Below are 16,249 nucleotides of genomic sequence, written 5' to 3'. Positions count from 1 at the left end.
AGATTTGTCGTTAACCGCTAAATCAAAATAACACCTTACAAAAATGAAAACCATACTTCAGATTGTTCTTTGGATTGTTTGTATCATACTGGGGTACCTGATATACCGTTCAGTAACCGGCCCCATTGAGTTCGCAGAAGTCAAACAGGAACGCTATGCTGAAGTAATTAAAAAGCTGAAGGATATCCGGAATGCCCAGGAGGCGTATAAATCCGTCAACCGGAGTTATGCCAATGATTTTGAAAGCCTGGTCAAGTTTGTAGATACGGGCCGGTACGTGATCACCACCCAACGGGATTCCTCTTATATGGAATTCGACGAGACCTACCAGATCGATATGCTGCGCGAGGTTAAGATTATCGATACCCTGGGGTATGTATCCGTTAAGGATTCGCTCTTTAAAGGGGGTGATCGCTACAAGACCATGATGAATGTCCCCTACGCCCCGAACAATGAGCAGTTTACCATGAAGGCGGACATGCTCGAGCAAAGCGGGTACCGCGCCCCGGTCTTTGAAGCCAAAGTGGCCAAGGATATCGTATTGCACGACCAGCCCCAGGACCTGGTGGCACGGGAAAAGGCCCAGGTGAGCGTCGAAGAGGTTAACGGACCTGAAATCACGGTTGGCTCCCTTTCCAAGGTGAGTACCAGCGGTAACTGGCCCCCTATTTATGACAAAAAAGGAGAACAATAGCAACAGGCTGGAACAACAAGAAGATAGTTTTTACAAATTGTCCATTCAGGTCAGCCTGAATGGACTTTCTTTTTGTATCCTGGATACCATCGGCAAACGCCTGGCGCTAAGTCATTCCCTGCGTTTTAACCAGGAACTCAGCCCCTACGACCTGCAACGGGAACTGCGGGAAAGCCTGCGGGTAAACGGGGTTTTGGAGTACCGGTTCTCCGAGGTGGTTGCCATCCACCGCAATGCGTTGTTCAGCCTCGTCCCCCAGGCATTGTTCAGCAGGGACGACCTGGCCAATTACCTGAAATTCAATGCGAAAATCCTCCCCACCGACCACCTGGATTACGATTCCATCGACGGGCTGGATGCCGTCAACGTATATGTGCCTTTTGCGAATGTCAACAACTATCTCTACGACCTCTTCGGGGAATTTGAATTCAAGCATACGGCCACGGTTTTGCTGGAAACCCTGGTGAAACTGCCTGCCAACGGCACCGGGGAAATATGTTATGTACACCTGGCCGAGGGACAAATGGACATGACGGTATTCTCAGGGAAGAAAATGCAGTATTTCAACAGCTTTTCCGTCGGGACCGGAGAGGATATAATGTACTACCTCCTCTTCGCGATCGAGCAACTCGGGTTGGACCCGGCGACGATCAAACTCCGTTTCCTCGGCGAGATCGAGGCGGGGGATGCCACGTACGACCTGGCCGCCCGTTACATCGAGAATATCTCCATTTTCGTACCCTCCGGGGAGCCCTATGCCACCGTCGGTTCCGAGGAAGATATCGATTTCACCCTGATCAATTCGCTATGATCCGGATAATCTCTGGCACGCATCGGGGACGACGCATCCGGGCCCCTCGGAAATTACCCGTCCGCCCCACCACGGACCGGGCCAAAGAAGCCCTTTTCAATATCCTGGCTGCGGAGATGGACTGGCCCCGGGCCCATGTCCTGGACCTCTATGCCGGAACAGGGAACATCAGCTATGAAAGCGCTTCCCGTGGCGGGGAGACCATTACGGCTGTAGATGCCGACGCCGGCTGCGTGGCTTTTATCCGAAAAACGGCTGCGGAACTGGACATGCCCATCCATGCCGTTCGGTCTGACTGCCTGGCGTATCTGCGACAAACTGCCCTGAAATTCGACCTGGTTTTCGGGGACCCGCCCTACGACATGAATCCCGGCGAACTGGAGGAACTTGTACAGGAAGTTATGGACCGGCAACTGCTCGCCCCGGAGGGCCTCCTGATTCTGGAACATACCCGGGAAACCGACTTGTCCCACCTGGACGCATTTGAACAGGCCCGCCGATACGGGGGCACAGTTTTCAGTTTTTTCAGGGGAATATAAAAAAGCAGGCCTGTAAGCCGGATTCTGTCTCCCCGGTTGCCCGGGGCGCTTATCATTTATCTGGACCCGGGGTTGCCCCCGGGTTCGATCCGCCTACCCGCCAGCTCGGACGTGCCGCCCTCGGTCGCTGGACTACATGGCGTTTCACCGCATAGAGTTTACATGATTTCACTACAGCCGAACTGTACATACTTTCTGTTGCACTGGTCCTCCCCGACCGGGCAGGGCCCGTCGGGGGACGGGTGTTACCCGCTATGCTGCACTGTGGTGTCCGGACTTTCCTCCCCCTGCATCCGCAAAGAGCGATAAGCCGGCCTGCTCGCCTGTAAAGATACCGCATTTGTTAATAAAAACCGGGGGACATCCCCCCGGGAATTATCGAATTAGGCACCCGATCCCTATATTTGTGTTAATGCGGTACCATGCCGGAATACACCGGTCGCCGCCCCATTCGAATGGAACCATTTATCGTATCAGCCCGAAAGTACAGACCCCAGCAGTTCGAGGACGTGGTGGGCCAGCAAGCCATTACGCGCACGCTGCTGAACGCCATTGAAAACGATCATCTGGCTCAGGCGCTTTTATTCTGCGGGCCCCGTGGGGTCGGTAAAACCACCTGCGCCCGGATCCTGGCCAAGAAAATCAACGAGGACGGGAATCAACGGGACGGGGAGGATTTTGCCTTCAATATCTTTGAACTCGACGCCGCCTCCAACAATTCGGTAGACGATATCCGGAACCTCATTGACCAGGTACGGATTCCGCCACAGGTGGGAAAGTACAAGGTGTATATCATCGATGAGGTGCACATGCTCTCCCAGGCAGCCTTCAACGCCTTTTTGAAAACCCTGGAAGAGCCGCCCCGCCACGCGATCTTTATCCTGGCGACCACAGAGAAACACAAAATCATCCCGACGATCCTCTCGCGCTGCCAGATATTCGATTTCCGGCGGATCACTGTGGGGGATGCCGCGTCCTACCTGAAATATATCGCTGAACAACAAGGTATTGAGGCTGACGAGGAAGCGCTGCACATGATTGCCCAAAAAGCGGACGGGGCCATGCGGGATGCCCTATCCATATTCGACAGGGTGGTGAGCTTTGCGGGAAACAAACTCACGCGCAAAGCCGTAGCGGAGAACCTGAACGTCCTGGATGTGGATGTGTATTTTGAAAGTACCGACCACATCCTCAAGGGCGACATCCCCGCCCTGCTCATCTACTTTAACGAAATACTGGCCCAGGGCTTTGAGGGCCACCATTATATCAATGGCCTGGCCTCCCATTTCCGGGATTTGATGGTCTGCACCAGCCAGGAAACGGTTGCCCTGCTGGAAACCAGCGAAAGCGTCCGCCAGCGGTATCTGGAGCAAGCCAGCCACTGCAGCGGGGAATTCCTGCTCGCCGCCCTGGACCTGGCCAACCAGTGCGACCTGGACTACAAAACCAGCAAGAACCACCGTCTGTTGGTGGAACTCTGCCTGATGAAACTGGCCTCCCTGACACAGCGTCAAAAAAAAAAGGCCCGTAACGGGGAAGACGCCTGGTTGATCCCGGCGGCAGCTTTCCACAACCAAACGCCTCCCCCGGAAACAGTCTCGGAACCGGAAAGCACCTCGAAACCGGCGGCGGGTGCCCAGGAAGGGGCGGAAAGTTCCCCTGAAACAGTGGGAAGTGCCCATCAGACAACGGAAAGCATCCCGGAATCAAAGGACATGCCGGAATCAAAGGACATCCGGGAACCGGAAGGAGCCGAGCAATCGCAATCCCCGGATAATCAAAAAGAGACGAGTGCTCCTGCCGGACCGAAAGAGACCCCAGCGCCGACCCTGCCCGTCGGCAAAAAAAAGTCCGGCCAGAAAGTTTCGGGCTTGTCGCTTTCCAGTATCCGGGCAAAAAAAGCACACAAGGCATCGCGACACCATGCAGCCCCCAACCCGGAAGACCTGCCCCGGGACCCTTTCGAAGAAAGCGAATTGCAGGCCCTCTGGAAAGAGTTTGCCGAACAGACGGAAAAACGCGGGCGCAAAATACTGGCAGCCAGCCTGGGAACCGATTTGCCCAAATTAATCGGCGATCATGTGATATGGATCGAATTGCCAAACAGCACCATGAAAAAAGAAGTGGAACGGGATCAGTTCGAGCTCATGGACTTTTTGCGGACGCAGCTGAACAACCACCACATCCAGTTGAAAATTACCGTAAACGAAGAAACGGCAAAACAATTCGCCTTCACCCCGGAGGAAAAATATCAGAAACTCCGGGAAAAGAACCCTGCTATCGACCTGCTGCGAAAGACCTTCGACCTGGAACTGTAAGCGTTTGATTGTATTTCCCTTCCGGGCAATTTCCTAGGAAATGCGCCGGCCCCTGGAGCGCCAGCTGTACAGGAAGAAAATAAGGGCCGTAATCCCCAAACCCAGGGACTCCCGACCCAATTCAATATTCAGGTTGGCCATTTTCCGCTCCCCGAAACGCACCCCTTCATAGGTGTCCGGCCAGGAAAGGAAGGCGCCCGCAAGAAAGGCGATCCCCATTATCAGCCCGAGCCAGGAAGGGAGTTTCCCGAGTGCAAAAAGCAGGGATCCCAGGGCAGCCGCCCCGTAAACGGCAATCCAGATACCCGAATCGGGGTCGTTAATCTGAACATAGGCCGCCCAGGCAAAAAGGACAGCCATTACGATGGCAAATATTTTTAAAGCTTGTTGCATGGTTGGTTGGTTTACAGGCCCTTAACCAGCCGGTACAATTCTCCGTACACCTCGGTGGGGGCTATCGGGCTATCCGGCAGCGGGCCCTTGTTATTACATATAAAAATAGGATAATCTGCGGGATCTTCGGGAATCCGGCCATGGGAACCGCGAATCAGTTCGGCTTTCAGGGGAATCACGTCGAGTACCGAACGGAACCCCAGCTTTTTACCAGCCAGCTTCCGGAGAATTTTCAGTTTTACCAGCGGATCCGAAGGGTCTGTCATCAGTTCCACCGGGTCGTAACCGGGCTTCTTGTGTATGTCTACCATCCGGGCGTAATCCGGGGCCCTGGCATCGTCCAGCCAAAAGTAATAGGTAAACCAGGCATCGGGGCCGGCCACGGCAATCAGGTCGCCGGCGCGTTCGTGGTCCAGTCCGGCTTCACGTCTGGAAGCACCTTCCAGGACCCGTTCCACTCCCGGGGTGGCCGCTACGAGATCCCGGACCTCCCCGATCCGGTCCCGGTCTTTCACATAGATGTGGGCCACCTGGTGGTCCGCTACTGCAAACGCCTCACTGGCCCCGGCATCCAGCAGCTCAAGGCCCCGTTCTTCACGAATGGCTATCAGCCCGTTTTTACGCAGCATGCGGTTCAGGTGGACCGGTTGGCTAACCGGTGTAATACCGTATTCGGAAAGTATCACCATCTGCACTTCCTGCGGGCCGTAATGGTCCAGGAGGCGTCCCACTTCGTGGTCCAGGGCTTGGAGGTCGGGCCCGATTTGTTCCGGGTCGGGCCCCAGGCGTTGCAAGTTGTAGTCCAGGTGCGGCAGATAGATCAGCGTGAGGGTCGGATTGTAGGATTGGTCCGTGTGGATACAGGCATCGGCGATCCACCGCGTTGAGTCGATCCCCGCCATGGGACCCCAGAATTTAAACAGCGGAAACTGCCCGAATCGCTCCTGCAGGTCGTCGCGGAGACTGGCCGGGTGGCTGTAGATATCCGGGATTTTTCGTCCGTCGGCCAGGTAATTGGGCCGCGGGGTGACGCTGTAGTCAACGCTCGAATACATGTTGTACCACCAAAACATATTGGCACAGGTAAATCCCGGATCTTCGGCTTTGAGCCGGTCCCAGATCTTCGGGGACTGCACCAGCCGGTTCGACTGCCGCCAGAATTTGACCTCCAGCTCTTCTTTGAAAAACCATCCATTCCCGACAATCCCGTGATCTGAAGGCATTTTCCCCGTCAGGTAGGTAGATTGGGCGGAACAGGTCACTGCCGGCAGCACCGGGGCGATATCCCGGGACTGGCCGGAGGCCAAAAATTCCCGAATCCTCGGGGTGTCCGGGCCAATCAGGCGGCGCGTCAGGCCGACGGCATTGATTACGACTGTTTTTTTCATGCTTTCAACGCTTTTCTCAGCCAGCCGAGTTCCCTGGAAATAGATTCTGACAGGGTGGATTTCAGGCCGTCGGGCAATACATCCCAGGTATAGGTTTCCACTTCCAGGTGCCGGCAGGCATCCGGGTGTTCCACCAGGTATTCCAGGACTTCCAGGATTTCCCGCTGGGTGGCGCCCAGGGCCCCGTAACCCTCCGCAAATATCGGGACGTGGAAATGGGCGCGCAACTCCTCAAATTCCGGCGGGTCTTGCAATAATTCCGGCAGGTCCGGCCAGGTTTCCACGCCCTCCGGGGTCCTGCGGGTTACCTGGTGCAGGTACACCGGTTCGTCAAATTCCGCCAGGGTCCTCAAAGCCATATCCCGGCCGGCCCCGTCAGGGCGAATCCTGAGGGCTGCACTGACCTGTATTTTCCCCACGCGGATCCCTGCCTTACCCAATAGGCCAAACACGTGTTCCGGGCCTTCGTAGGCCAGGGCAAAATGGCAGATGTCATAACAAATGGTGATGTGCCGGAGTACAGCTTCCCGGGCAGTGGCGGTATCCAGACCCAACTCGGTTTCCAGATAGGCCGCCCCTTCCGGTATCAGATAGTCCCGGTAGAAATCCAGGACCTCCCGGGTGTTCTCCAGCAGGCCGTCGGGTTCCGGTTCAATGTCCAGGTGCAGGTAAACACCCGTGTCCCGCTCCCTGCTGTACAGGGCCGCGGCTACCCGGGCCATGTTCCGGGCACCTGCCCTGAGGGCATCCGATTTCTCCGCAGGCGACCGAAACCAATGCCGGTAACTGACAGGAGAGGTGGAAATACCGGCTTCGCGCCCCTCCCCCGCCAGGAATTCCAGTTGCCGGAACAACCGGAGCGTGTAATCCAGGCGTTCCCGGGTGGTCCAGTCCGGCTCGTGGACCCGGTCCTTAACTGCTGTGCCGTGGAAGGCTCCAAAAGGGAAGCCATTCATGGTAAAGACATAGATATCCCGGGCGTCCAGCCATGCCTTGAAATCGGCCAGGCGATTGCCCGCGTCGAGCTCCCTGCTCGCCTGGTCGGAGAGCCTCAGCCCCAGGCCAAATGGTTGCCTGGGGCTTACATTGCCCCGGATCGCTTCCAGATGGTCTTCCAGCGCCCCGAAGGTCTCCTTCCAGTCCCCTCCCGGGTGGATGTTCGTACAATAGGTGGTATGGAAGGTATTGCGCAGGAGCATCAGGAAGCCTTGTTTGCTGTTTTTCCAGGTTGCATTTCGGCAATAGCTGCCGCCATAATATCCCGGTCGATTTCATGCACGTCCCGCTTCCGGCCGATACCTTCCAGCAGCGTGATGGTCAGCACGCCCCCCAGGTGTTCCCGGAATTCCTCCAGGCCCTGCAACAAGTTTTGGGAGCCGTCGGGTCCCAGGTCCGGGAGGTGCAGGTCGAAGCCCAGGTTTGTGAGCAAATCCAGGATGCGCTGGGTTTCCCGGGGCTCGAGCATCCCCAACCGGTGGCTGTAACGCACGTCCAGGGCCATCCCCAGGGCAACGGCTTCCCCGTGGCGCAGCCCGTACCCGGTCAGGTGTTCGAGTTTGTGGGCCGACCAGTGCCCGAAATCGAGCGGACGGGAAGAGCCCGCCTCAAAGGGGTCCCCCCCACCTGCAATATGTTCCATGTGCAGTTCCGCACACCGGAAGATCAGCTCCTGCATGGGGCCAGGATCCCTTCGGCGCAGCGCCTGGGCTTCCCGCTCCAGAAATTCAAAAAACGGAGCGTCTTTGATCAGGGCTACCTTTACCGCTTCGGCCGAACCGGCTATCCAGTCGCGGTCCTCCAGGGTTTCCAGGAAGTCCCGGTCATTGATGATGGCCTGGGGGACGGCAAAGGTGCCCAGGAAATTCTTTTTCCCGTAAAAGTTGATCCCGTTCTTCACCCCAACGGCGGCGTCGTTCTGGGCCAGTACCGTGGTGGGGATGCGGATGAGCTGGACCCCGCGGTGGGCGATGGCGGCGGCATACCCCGCCATATCGATAACCGCACCGCCCCCAATGGCCACTACCACTGAATGGCGGCAGATCCCATGGTTTTCGATCGCTTTGAGCACCCGGTTGGTTGGGCCTTCTGAATTCTTTGCGGATTCTCCTCCCGGGACCACCAATACATCCGCGCATTTCATTTGTTCAGGATACTTCCCGCAGTACGTCTGAATGGCATTTTCAAGCCCGGGATGGGCCTTTTGCACCCCGCTGTCCAGGACAAACAGGGTTTTGACCGACACCCCGGGCCGGTAGGCGTGCAACAGGTCGGCCAGGAGTTGGTTCTCCGGATTGAACACCCCCCGGGTGAAAAGGAGGCGGTGCCGGAAGGGCACATTGAATGTTTTTTCTATCTGTCTGTCCATTGATCTCTTCACTTAAGTGACTGCAAACCGGGCCGCCAGCAATCGCGCCACCGGCAGTAAAGCCAGGATCAGCACCGCGGGCCAGAGCCCGGCATACCCCGCTGCCCAGGCGGCATCCAGTGCAACGATCCCCAGGACGCCTCCTTTGACCGCCCCCCGGATTTCCGCCGGCTGGTTGATCTGGTAGGCCCGCCATAACGGCCTGAATACCATCAGGCAGAGCAACAGGAGGAACGGCAGGGCAAACCAAAAACGGGTGGTCTGTACTCCGACTAGTATTCCAACGCCGAAAATGGCAATTGCGTACATCCCGGCTGCGGCTATCAAGGCTTTTTTGTTTCCCCCATATACCTCCCCCCTGCTCACCGTGGTAACGGCAAAGATGTAAAGCAGGGGCACCCAGAGGTACGCCCCCTGTCCGGTTATGGGTAAAATACTGATCCCCAACCAGAGGTTCAGGCTCCTGCAAGTACCCATCAGCAAGGGCCCCAGAAAGCTGAATTTTTTTGCATAGGCATCGTAAACCAGGATGGCTATCGCCAGCAAGGCTGCGATATAGCCGCTCTCAAGGCGGACCAGGGATGCTGCCAGTACGCCGAGGAAAAGCAGCGAAGCGCCAAAAACCGCTGCCCGGGATCTGGGAATGACCCCACTGGGAATCGGCCGCTCCGGGCGTTCCTGCGCATCGAGTTGCGCATCGAAGACATCGTTGAGGACTACGCCCCCGGCATAAAGCAGGATGGAAGCAGTAACCAATGTCAGGAGGACGAGCCAGGGTGCCGGCCCTTCCTGGGAAGCAAACAATTGGGAATAAACCCCTGCAATGGCCCCGCCGGCAAGTATATCCGCGGCTGCCGTCGGCAGGTTGGGGGGCCGCATAAGCTGCAGGTACCCGTAAAAGGCACTTTTGCCCATCTTATTGTATCTGGTCGGAGTCTACCCGGGGTTGCTGCCCGCGGAGGACGCTGTTGTCATTGAAGAGTTTGCGCTGGTCGATGCCCCCGGCCCCGGTCCAGTCCGATTCGCTCATCGTACTGTTCTTCCCGAATGCTGCCAGGGCGTTTCCGTAACAGCTGCGTTCCACGTCTTCACGGGCAATTCCATTGCGAAGCATCAGGGAAGCCGTTTTGGGGACGGCCAGCGGATCGCTCACCCCCCAGTCTGCGGAACTGTTGACCAGGATCCGCTCGCTCCCGTATTGTTTAATCACCTCCACCATGCGTTCATTGCCCATCTTGGTCTTGGGATAAATCGTAAATGCAGCCCAGAAACCGCGGTCCAGGACTTCCCGGACGGTCTCCTCGTTGTTGTGGTCGATGATGACATCCGACGGGTCCAATCCGTGTTCCAGGCACACCTCCATGCTCCGGATGGTACCCGATTTTTTATCCCGGTGCGGCGTATGGACCTGTACGCTCATCCCCATTTCCTTTGCCAGCTCCAGCTGGGCACGAAAAAACCGGTCTTCGGCAGGTGTCTGGTCGTCATAGCCAATCTCGCCCACGGCCACCACATTTTCCTTGGTCAGGTAAAGCGGGAGCAGCTCCATGACGGCTTCTGCCAGCGGCTCGTTGTTAGCCTCCTTGGAGTTCAGGCCGATGGTACAGTAGTGTTTGATCCCGAACTGGCTGGCCCGGAATGGCTCCCAGCCCACCAGGCTGCTGAAATAATCCTGGAACGACCCCACCTGGGTCCTCGGCTGTCCGAGCCAGAAGGCCGGTTCGATCAGGGCCACCACCCCGGCGGCAGCCATGGCTTCGTAATCGTCCGTCGTCCGGGAGGTCATGTGGACGTGCGGGTCAATAAATCGGAGGTTATCTTGCATTTTTATGCTTTTATATCGCGCCAATCAAATGGATTGGCTTCATACTTCTTTTCCACGGGGTGTCCGTCGATGAGTTTACCGGCCGCTTCTGAATCGGAAGCCCGGCAACACAGGTACCCCGCCTGTTGTTCCCGGATGTCCGGGCTGTCCAGCAATCGCTGCATATCCCCTATCAGCGGCCCCTCCAGGAAAGGCCCCACGGGGCGCCAGATCTGCGGGTCTACCGCGCGGGAAGCGGCCCAGCGCTCATGGGCGTAATCCGAAATGATCCGGGCGAGCTCGGCGTTGGCGCGCTTTCCCACCCCTTGGATTTGTAACAGGTCGCGCCCCATGAATGCGGCCTTCAGGTACATCTGGTTCCACTGTTGCTGGTTAAAATGCTCCACCGGGTAAGGGTTCCCCAGAGCGATGGCATCGAAAACAGTTGCGATATTCGTCCGGAGGGCTTCCACAGCGGATTCCTTAAAGGCCCCGGCGGCGGGAAGAACCGGAAGGTACCTGAGGAAGGTTACCAGTTCTCCGGTATCGGCCACCTGAATGAGCGTGGCAACCTTTGGGGTAAAATACTCCGGGTCCGCTTCGAGCACAGAGGCCAGCAGGTAGATCCGCGCCAGCTGGTCGCAACGGATACCGTGTTCCCGGATATAATCGGTGACGGCGGATGGCGCTGCCTGATTGAGCTCCACGCCCGAACCGGGGATTTTCCGGCCAATCAGGCTGTAGGAAAGGAAGAGGTCCTTGCCGGACGGCTCCCCGGTAATACGGTCAATCCGTTCATCCAGCCACTCGAGCTGCCCGGGCTTCAGGGTATCTGTAAGAAGGATGCGCAAACGCCGTGACACGTTGTTCGTATCCATAAAGTCAATTCTGTTGGCGGGTTCGTGCGCCTGGCGGAGAACCCGGCGCGTTCTTCCTGTCAAAAGTAGCTATAATTATTCAGAATCCCGACTGGATGACCGTTTCGGGAAAGTGAAAATTCCACTTCGGGATTTGTACCTTTGCAACAAAAGAAGGACATGCTCGGGCTGAAACTCCCTACGGACCCCCGATGGGTCAACATCGTGGAAAAAAATATCGACGAAATCCTGACGGATCACGCATTTTGCGAACAAAAGGCTGCCAGTACGGCTATTTCACTGATCGTGAACTTCCCGGAGTACCCGGAACTCGTCACCGAAATGGTAGCGCTTGCCCGGGAAGAAATGGGCCATTTCAAGATGGTCCACGACCGGATCCTGGCCCGGGGACAAACCCTGGGGCGGTACCGGCGGGACGATTATGTGGTGGAATTGATGAAGTTCTTTCCAAAAGGCGGCAGCCGGGAGACCAAACTGGTTCACCGCCTGCTCTACGCAGCGCTGATCGAGGCCAGGAGTTGCGAGCGCTTCCGTTTACTCTCCGAACAACTCAAGGATCCGGACCTGGCGGAATTTTATCGCAAGCTCATGGTAAGCGAAGCGGGGCACTACACCTTATTCCTGAAATTTGCCAGGAAATACGGCAACCGGGCGGAAGTAGACCAAAAATGGGAAGACCTGCTGGCCTACGAGGCGGAAATCGTCAAAGGGCTCGGGAACCGGGAAACCGTCCACGGCTGATCAGGTTTCCTCCAGCCTCCGGCTGAAGAAAATACTCAGCAGCAGCATCCCGGATAAAAACGCCAGTAAAAACAGGGGGCCGAACCATTCGGATAAAAACCCGATCCCTGCAGCCGCCAGGGTGAAAATTCCAATCAGCGTGTTGGCAAGTGCCACATAAAGCGGGCGATCTTCTTCGGGCGCATAGTCGGTCAGGTATGTTTTGCGGCTTAGTCGGGCGCCGCCGTGGGCCATCATGTTCATCAGGATCAACGGGGCAAACAGGTAAATACTCCGGCTCCCCTCCGGCAAATACGTAAAGCCGGCCACCAGGCCGCAATTCAGGATGCCCAAAAGCGCCATGCCAACCATCAGCCCGCGGGAGGAGCGATCGGCCAATTTCCCCCAGAGCGGGCTGGATATCAGGGCTGCCAGGCCGGCGGCAATAACAAACAGGCCCAGGCCCGACAAGTCGGCATCCGTGTACTCCCTGCCGATGACCACAAAATACGGCTGGGCCAGCGGAATGGCCATCAAAAAAGCCCTCGAGAGGATAAAATTGACGAGGTTCCGGTCTTTGCGCAGGACTTTCCAGCCAGCGCGAAATTCCTGAAAGGGGGTTCTCCCGCCTTCCGTGGCACCCGCCGCCTCATCAATCCACAGAAATGCCAGCCCGGCAAGTACCCAGAGCAGGGACGCCCCGACAATCAACAGGGCCACCGTCCACGACGCCTGCATATCCCTGAGAAAGAAAAACAGGACGAGTCCAAAGGCCAGGGTAAGCACCCCCCCTCCGGTTGCCCGCGTGGCCAGCAGCCGGCCCCGCCTGCCCTTGGGAATCGTTTTTCCCATGACGTCCTTATAGGCAACCGATGCCACCCCGCTGGCGATGCTGAACAACAGGAGCAGTACGGCTACAGCCGCCGCCATCATCCCGCCTTCCAGTTTCCAGAAAGCACCCCCGATCAGCAGGATGGCCAACGCCTGGAAAAAAGCCGGAAAAGCCCAAAAATACTTTCGCCTGGGGTAGTTCCGAATCCTGCCGGATACAAATAATTGCGGCAGGAGGCTGCCGAGGTTTTTCAGCGGGACCAGCATACCGGAAATTCCCATACCGCCTCCAAAGAGCGAAATCATCCAGGGCAGGGTAACCCCCGGGCTGACCAACTGCTCGGCGAGTTTCGAACAGAAGCCGCTCAGGGCATTCTTCAGGAAATTCCCGGGGACATCCGTGCAGTGCACCTCGCTGATCGCACTGCAGGACCGCTCTTCCCCTTCTTCCGTTATAAACCGGTAAATCTCCTCTGCCTGTGCCAATTGCTGTTAATTAGGAATCGAACCCCTCCCCTCCGGGAACGGCATACCCGGATTCCGGCTTGCTTTTGCTATGGTACATGGTCCTGATAATCCCGTCGGCCAGGCCAATCTGGGGTACGTGGATTCGTTTGGCGCGGCTCCATTTGGCAGACATCAAAAAGATGCGGGTGGCCGGGATAATCACGTCCGCCCGGTCCGGGTTCAGGCCGAGTTCCGAGATGCGCTCCTCGTAGGTCATGCTGTTGAGAAAGTGGAAATGGGCATTGAGCCAGATCTGCGACAGGGGTTCGCCCTGCTTCCTTCCGGACATCTTGTGCAGCTTGTTGATATTCCCCCCGGATCCGATAATTTCCACCCTGGGAAAGCGCCGCACCTGTTCGCGAATCCAGGTTTCGACATCCTGCCAGTCGGCCGCGGTGACCGAATCCCCCAGCAGGCGAACGGTGCCGATGCGGAAGGACCGGGACGCCACCGCCTGGCCATCCGAAAATACCGTGTACTCCGTACTGCCCCCGCCCACATCGATGTAGAGGTAGGTGCCTTCCTGCCGGATCAACCTGCTGATATCCGTGGCAGCGATAATGGCTGCTTCGCGCTGTCCGTCGATCAATTCCACCGCCATCCCGGTTTCCAGCCGGGCCTTTTCCAGGATATCCTTCCCGTTGGTCGCCTCCCGCATGGCCGAAGTGGCGCAGGCCCTGTAGCGCTCTACCCCGCTTACGCGCATCAGCAGGGAGAATGCCTTCAGGGTATCCCGGATACGCCCGGCATTTGCCTCTGAGATGCGGCCCAGGCGGAAACTGTCCTCCCCGAGTCGCACGGGGACGCGGATCAGCGCGCTCTTGTTGAACTGAACCGGCCGGTCGGCGGCCTCAATGACATTTTGTACCAGCAGGCGGATGGCATTCGAACCGATGTCGATTGCGGCGAGTTTACGAATCTCCACGGGCCTCTTCCAGTTTGCGTTGGTAGAAGTTATACATCTCAAACTGAGAACGGAAAGGCGGTCGGTTATCCTGTCGGTAGGTATTGGATTGCTCGGCGTCAAAAACCCGGGCTTTCACATTATCGCGCCAGCAAATTTCGAAGGTTTCGATAAGCTCCTGCCGGATATCTTCCTGGTAGATCGGGCAGCCTACTTCCACCCGGTTGTCCAGGTTCCGGGTCATCCAGTCGGCCGAGGAAATATACACCCTGGGGTCCCCGTCATTTCCAAATATAAACAGGCGCGGGTGCTCCAGGAATTTATCCACGATGCTGATCGCCTCGATATTGCTGCTCATCCCGGGAATTCCGGGAATCAGGCAGCAGACTCCCCGGACAATCAGCTGGATCTTAACCCCCGCCTCGGACGCCTTGTAGAGCAGGTCGACCATGTCGTAAGAGGTGAAGCTGTTCATCTTGATCTTGATATAGGCCTCCTTTCCAGCCCGGGCATTGGCGATTTCCTGCTTGATGAGCTTTTTAAAGCGGCTGCGGGTGTAATGCGGGGAGACGATCAGGTGCTTGTACTTTTCGATCCGGTAGGTGGTTTCGAAAAAGTCGAATACCTTGTTGAGTTCCTTCAGGATGGGTTCATGGGCCGTAAACAACGTGTAATCCGTGTAAATACGCGCCGTGGATTCATTGAAATTCCCGGTGCTTACAAAACCGTACCGCTTAATGGTATCTCCTTCCTCCCGGTCGATCACGCAGATTTTGCTGTGGACTTTCAGACCGGGCACGCCAAATATGAGCTTCACCCCTTCTTCCTGCAACTGTTCGGCGTACTCGATATTCGCCCGTTCGTCAAACCGGGCCCGCAGCTCAATCTGTACAGTCACCTGCTTGCCGTTCTTGACCGCGTTGATCAGGGAGGAGGTCACCTGGGAGTGGTCGGCCAGGCGGTAGATGGTAATCTTGATACTGCGCACTTTCGGATCCAGTGCAGCTTCCCGGAGGAATTTGATCACATAGGTGAACGTGTGGTACGGGGCGTACTGGAGGTAATCCTTCTGGGCAATACGTTCAAAAAGGCTGCCCTCCATACTGAGGCCAACCACCGGCAACGGCTTGATCTTGTCGTACGTAAGGTCATGGCGGCCCAGGCTCGGGAACCCCATATAGTCGCGGCGGTTATGGTAGCGGCCGCCGGGGATTACACTGTCCGTATCCTCAATACCCATGCGCTCCTTCAGGAAGTTGAGCGTATCCTCTTCAATAGCCCGGTCGTAGACAAAGCGCACCGGGTCGCTGAGGCGGCGGTTATCGACGCTGGCGGAAATTTTTTCGATAAAGCTCTTGCTCAGGTCATTGTCGATATCCAGTTCCGCGTCCCGGGTAATCTTGATCATGTGGGCCGAAATATCCTCATAGGAAAACATATTGAAAATGCTCCGGAGCGAATAGCGGATCAGGTCGTCCAGGAGGATGATGTAGTTCTTGTCGCCCTCGCGCGGCAGCTCGATAAACCGGTTGATCCCCTTGGGTATTTCGATAAGTGCATAACGGTAATCCCCGTTTTTCTTGGAATCTGCATCCGTGTCGAGCAGGGCCATTTTAACGGCGAGGTAGGCAGCGGTATCCTTCAAAATGGGAAAATCCGTGTGCTCGTCCAGGATAATCGTCATCAGTACGGGACTGACGTTCTGGATGAAATAGTTGCGCAGGAATGCTTCCTGGTGTTCCTGGATCTCCGTCTCGGTGATCATAAAAATGTTCTCGGCCTCCAGCTGCTGTTCAATTTCGTGGAGAATCCGGATACTCTTCTCCTGCTGCCGGATCACGATCTGGGTGATTTCCTCCAGCAGGTCCTTGGCCTTTTCGCCCCCCAGGACACTTTTCCCGGATTTACCGGCCTGAACGATCCGTTTGACGGTAGCGTACCGGACCTTGAAGAATTCATCCAGGTTGTTGGAGAAGATACCCAGAAAGCGCAGCCGCTCGATTAGCGGAACCCCCGGGTCCTCACTTTCCTGGAGGACGCGTTCATTGAATCGGAGCCAGCTGATTTCGCGGTTGATATATTGTTTATTCATGCAGA

The 16,249-nt window shown here is 56.7% G+C and carries 15 protein-coding genes and 1 other RNA gene; 5 read left to right on the top strand and 11 right to left on the bottom strand.

Translation table 11 applies throughout. From position 1 onward, the window contains the following. Positions 1-43 precede the first annotated feature (43 nt). Genes RB2501_RS09295 through RB2501_RS09285 form a run of 3 tightly spaced genes read left to right on the top strand, consistent with a single transcriptional unit; the run spans position 44 to position 2,044 of the window. Positions 44-694, top strand: coding sequence for a hypothetical protein (locus RB2501_RS09295; RefSeq protein WP_015754538.1), 651 nt, complete (start codon positions 44-46; stop codon positions 692-694). Next, on the top strand, positions 672-1,505 hold the full coding sequence (locus tag RB2501_RS09290; RefSeq protein ID WP_015754537.1) for a DUF3822 family protein: 834 nt from the start codon (positions 672-674) through the stop codon (positions 1,503-1,505). The genes RB2501_RS09295 and RB2501_RS09290 overlap by 23 nt, the downstream gene beginning before the upstream one ends. Next, the gene (locus RB2501_RS09285; RefSeq protein WP_015754536.1) at positions 1,502-2,044 is read left to right on the top strand and encodes an RsmD family RNA methyltransferase; all 543 of its coding nucleotides are present in this window, start codon (positions 1,502-1,504) and stop codon (positions 2,042-2,044) included. Before RB2501_RS09290 ends, RB2501_RS09285 begins: the two co-directional genes overlap by 4 nt. On the opposite strand, the gene rnpB is transcribed toward RB2501_RS09285, so the two are convergent. Beyond that, positions 2,042-2,366: RNase P RNA component class A (gene rnpB, locus RB2501_RS15920), an RNA gene on the bottom strand. The genes RB2501_RS09285 and rnpB overlap by 3 nt on opposite strands. Positions 2,367-2,499: 133 nt before the next feature. On the opposite strand from rnpB, the gene RB2501_RS09280 reads away from it, so the two are divergent. Then, positions 2,500-4,362, top strand: coding sequence for a DNA polymerase III subunit gamma/tau (locus tag RB2501_RS09280; RefSeq protein ID WP_041327693.1), 1,863 nt, complete (start codon positions 2,500-2,502; stop codon positions 4,360-4,362). A 33-nt stretch (positions 4,363-4,395) separates the two neighbouring features. Here the strand turns inward: RB2501_RS09280 and RB2501_RS09275 are convergent, their stop codons facing one another. The 7 genes from RB2501_RS09275 to RB2501_RS15845 are packed head-to-tail and all read right to left on the bottom strand — an operon-like array spanning position 4,396 to position 11,253. Further along, positions 4,396-4,755, bottom strand: coding sequence for a transmembrane 220 family protein (locus tag RB2501_RS09275; protein ID WP_041327150.1), 360 nt, complete (start codon positions 4,753-4,755; stop codon positions 4,396-4,398). 11 nt (positions 4,756-4,766) lie between these two features. Beyond that, a complete protein-coding gene (locus tag RB2501_RS09270; RefSeq protein ID WP_015754533.1) occupies positions 4,767-6,143 on the bottom strand; it encodes an alkaline phosphatase family protein in 1,377 nt (458 codons plus the stop codon). Continuing rightward, the gene (gene eboE, locus RB2501_RS09265) at positions 6,140-7,342 is read right to left on the bottom strand and encodes a metabolite traffic protein EboE (RefSeq protein ID WP_015754532.1); all 1,203 of its coding nucleotides are present in this window, start codon (positions 7,340-7,342) and stop codon (positions 6,140-6,142) included. The genes RB2501_RS09270 and eboE overlap by 4 nt, the downstream gene beginning before the upstream one ends. Continuing rightward, complete coding sequence (locus RB2501_RS09260) at positions 7,342-8,508, bottom strand: 3-dehydroquinate synthase (protein ID WP_015754531.1); 1,167 nt, start codon at positions 8,506-8,508, stop codon at positions 7,342-7,344. Before RB2501_RS09260 ends, eboE begins: the two co-directional genes overlap by 1 nt. Before the next feature lie 12 nt (positions 8,509-8,520). Then, positions 8,521-9,423, bottom strand: a complete 903-nt coding sequence (gene eboC, locus RB2501_RS09255) for a UbiA-like protein EboC (RefSeq protein ID WP_015754530.1) — start codon at positions 9,421-9,423, stop codon at positions 8,521-8,523. 1 nt (position 9,424) lies between these two features. Next, complete coding sequence (locus RB2501_RS09250) at positions 9,425-10,333, bottom strand: TatD family hydrolase (protein WP_015754529.1); 909 nt, start codon at positions 10,331-10,333, stop codon at positions 9,425-9,427. 2 nt (positions 10,334-10,335) lie between these two features. Further along, positions 10,336-11,253, bottom strand: coding sequence for an EboA domain-containing protein (locus tag RB2501_RS15845; protein ID WP_148214329.1), 918 nt, complete (start codon positions 11,251-11,253; stop codon positions 10,336-10,338). A 96-nt stretch (positions 11,254-11,349) separates the two neighbouring features. On the opposite strand from RB2501_RS15845, the gene miaE reads away from it, so the two are divergent. After that, entirely contained in the window at positions 11,350-11,931 is a 582-nt protein-coding gene (gene miaE / locus RB2501_RS09240) for a tRNA-(ms[2]io[6]A)-hydroxylase (RefSeq protein ID WP_015754527.1), read from the top strand. Here the strand turns inward: miaE and RB2501_RS09235 are convergent, their stop codons facing one another. The 3 genes from RB2501_RS09235 to ppk1 are packed head-to-tail and all read right to left on the bottom strand — an operon-like array spanning position 11,932 to position 16,244. Then, the gene (locus RB2501_RS09235; RefSeq protein WP_015754526.1) at positions 11,932-13,227 is read right to left on the bottom strand and encodes an MFS transporter; all 1,296 of its coding nucleotides are present in this window, start codon (positions 13,225-13,227) and stop codon (positions 11,932-11,934) included. A gap of 10 nt (positions 13,228-13,237) precedes the next feature. Beyond that, positions 13,238-14,173 carry a Ppx/GppA phosphatase family protein gene (locus tag RB2501_RS09230; protein WP_015754525.1) on the bottom strand — a complete coding sequence of 312 codons (936 nt, stop codon included), beginning with the start codon at positions 14,171-14,173 and terminating at the stop codon, positions 13,238-13,240. Then, complete coding sequence (gene ppk1, locus RB2501_RS09225; protein WP_015754524.1) at positions 14,160-16,244, bottom strand: polyphosphate kinase 1; 2,085 nt, start codon at positions 16,242-16,244, stop codon at positions 14,160-14,162. Before ppk1 ends, RB2501_RS09230 begins: the two co-directional genes overlap by 14 nt. Positions 16,245-16,249 lie beyond the last annotated feature (5 nt).

Origin of the sequence: Robiginitalea biformata HTCC2501 (assembly GCF_000024125.1) — a bacterium.
Lineage (GTDB): Bacteria > Bacteroidota > Bacteroidia > Flavobacteriales > Flavobacteriaceae > Robiginitalea > Robiginitalea biformata.
This window is presented reverse-complemented; position numbering and strand designations above follow the sequence as displayed.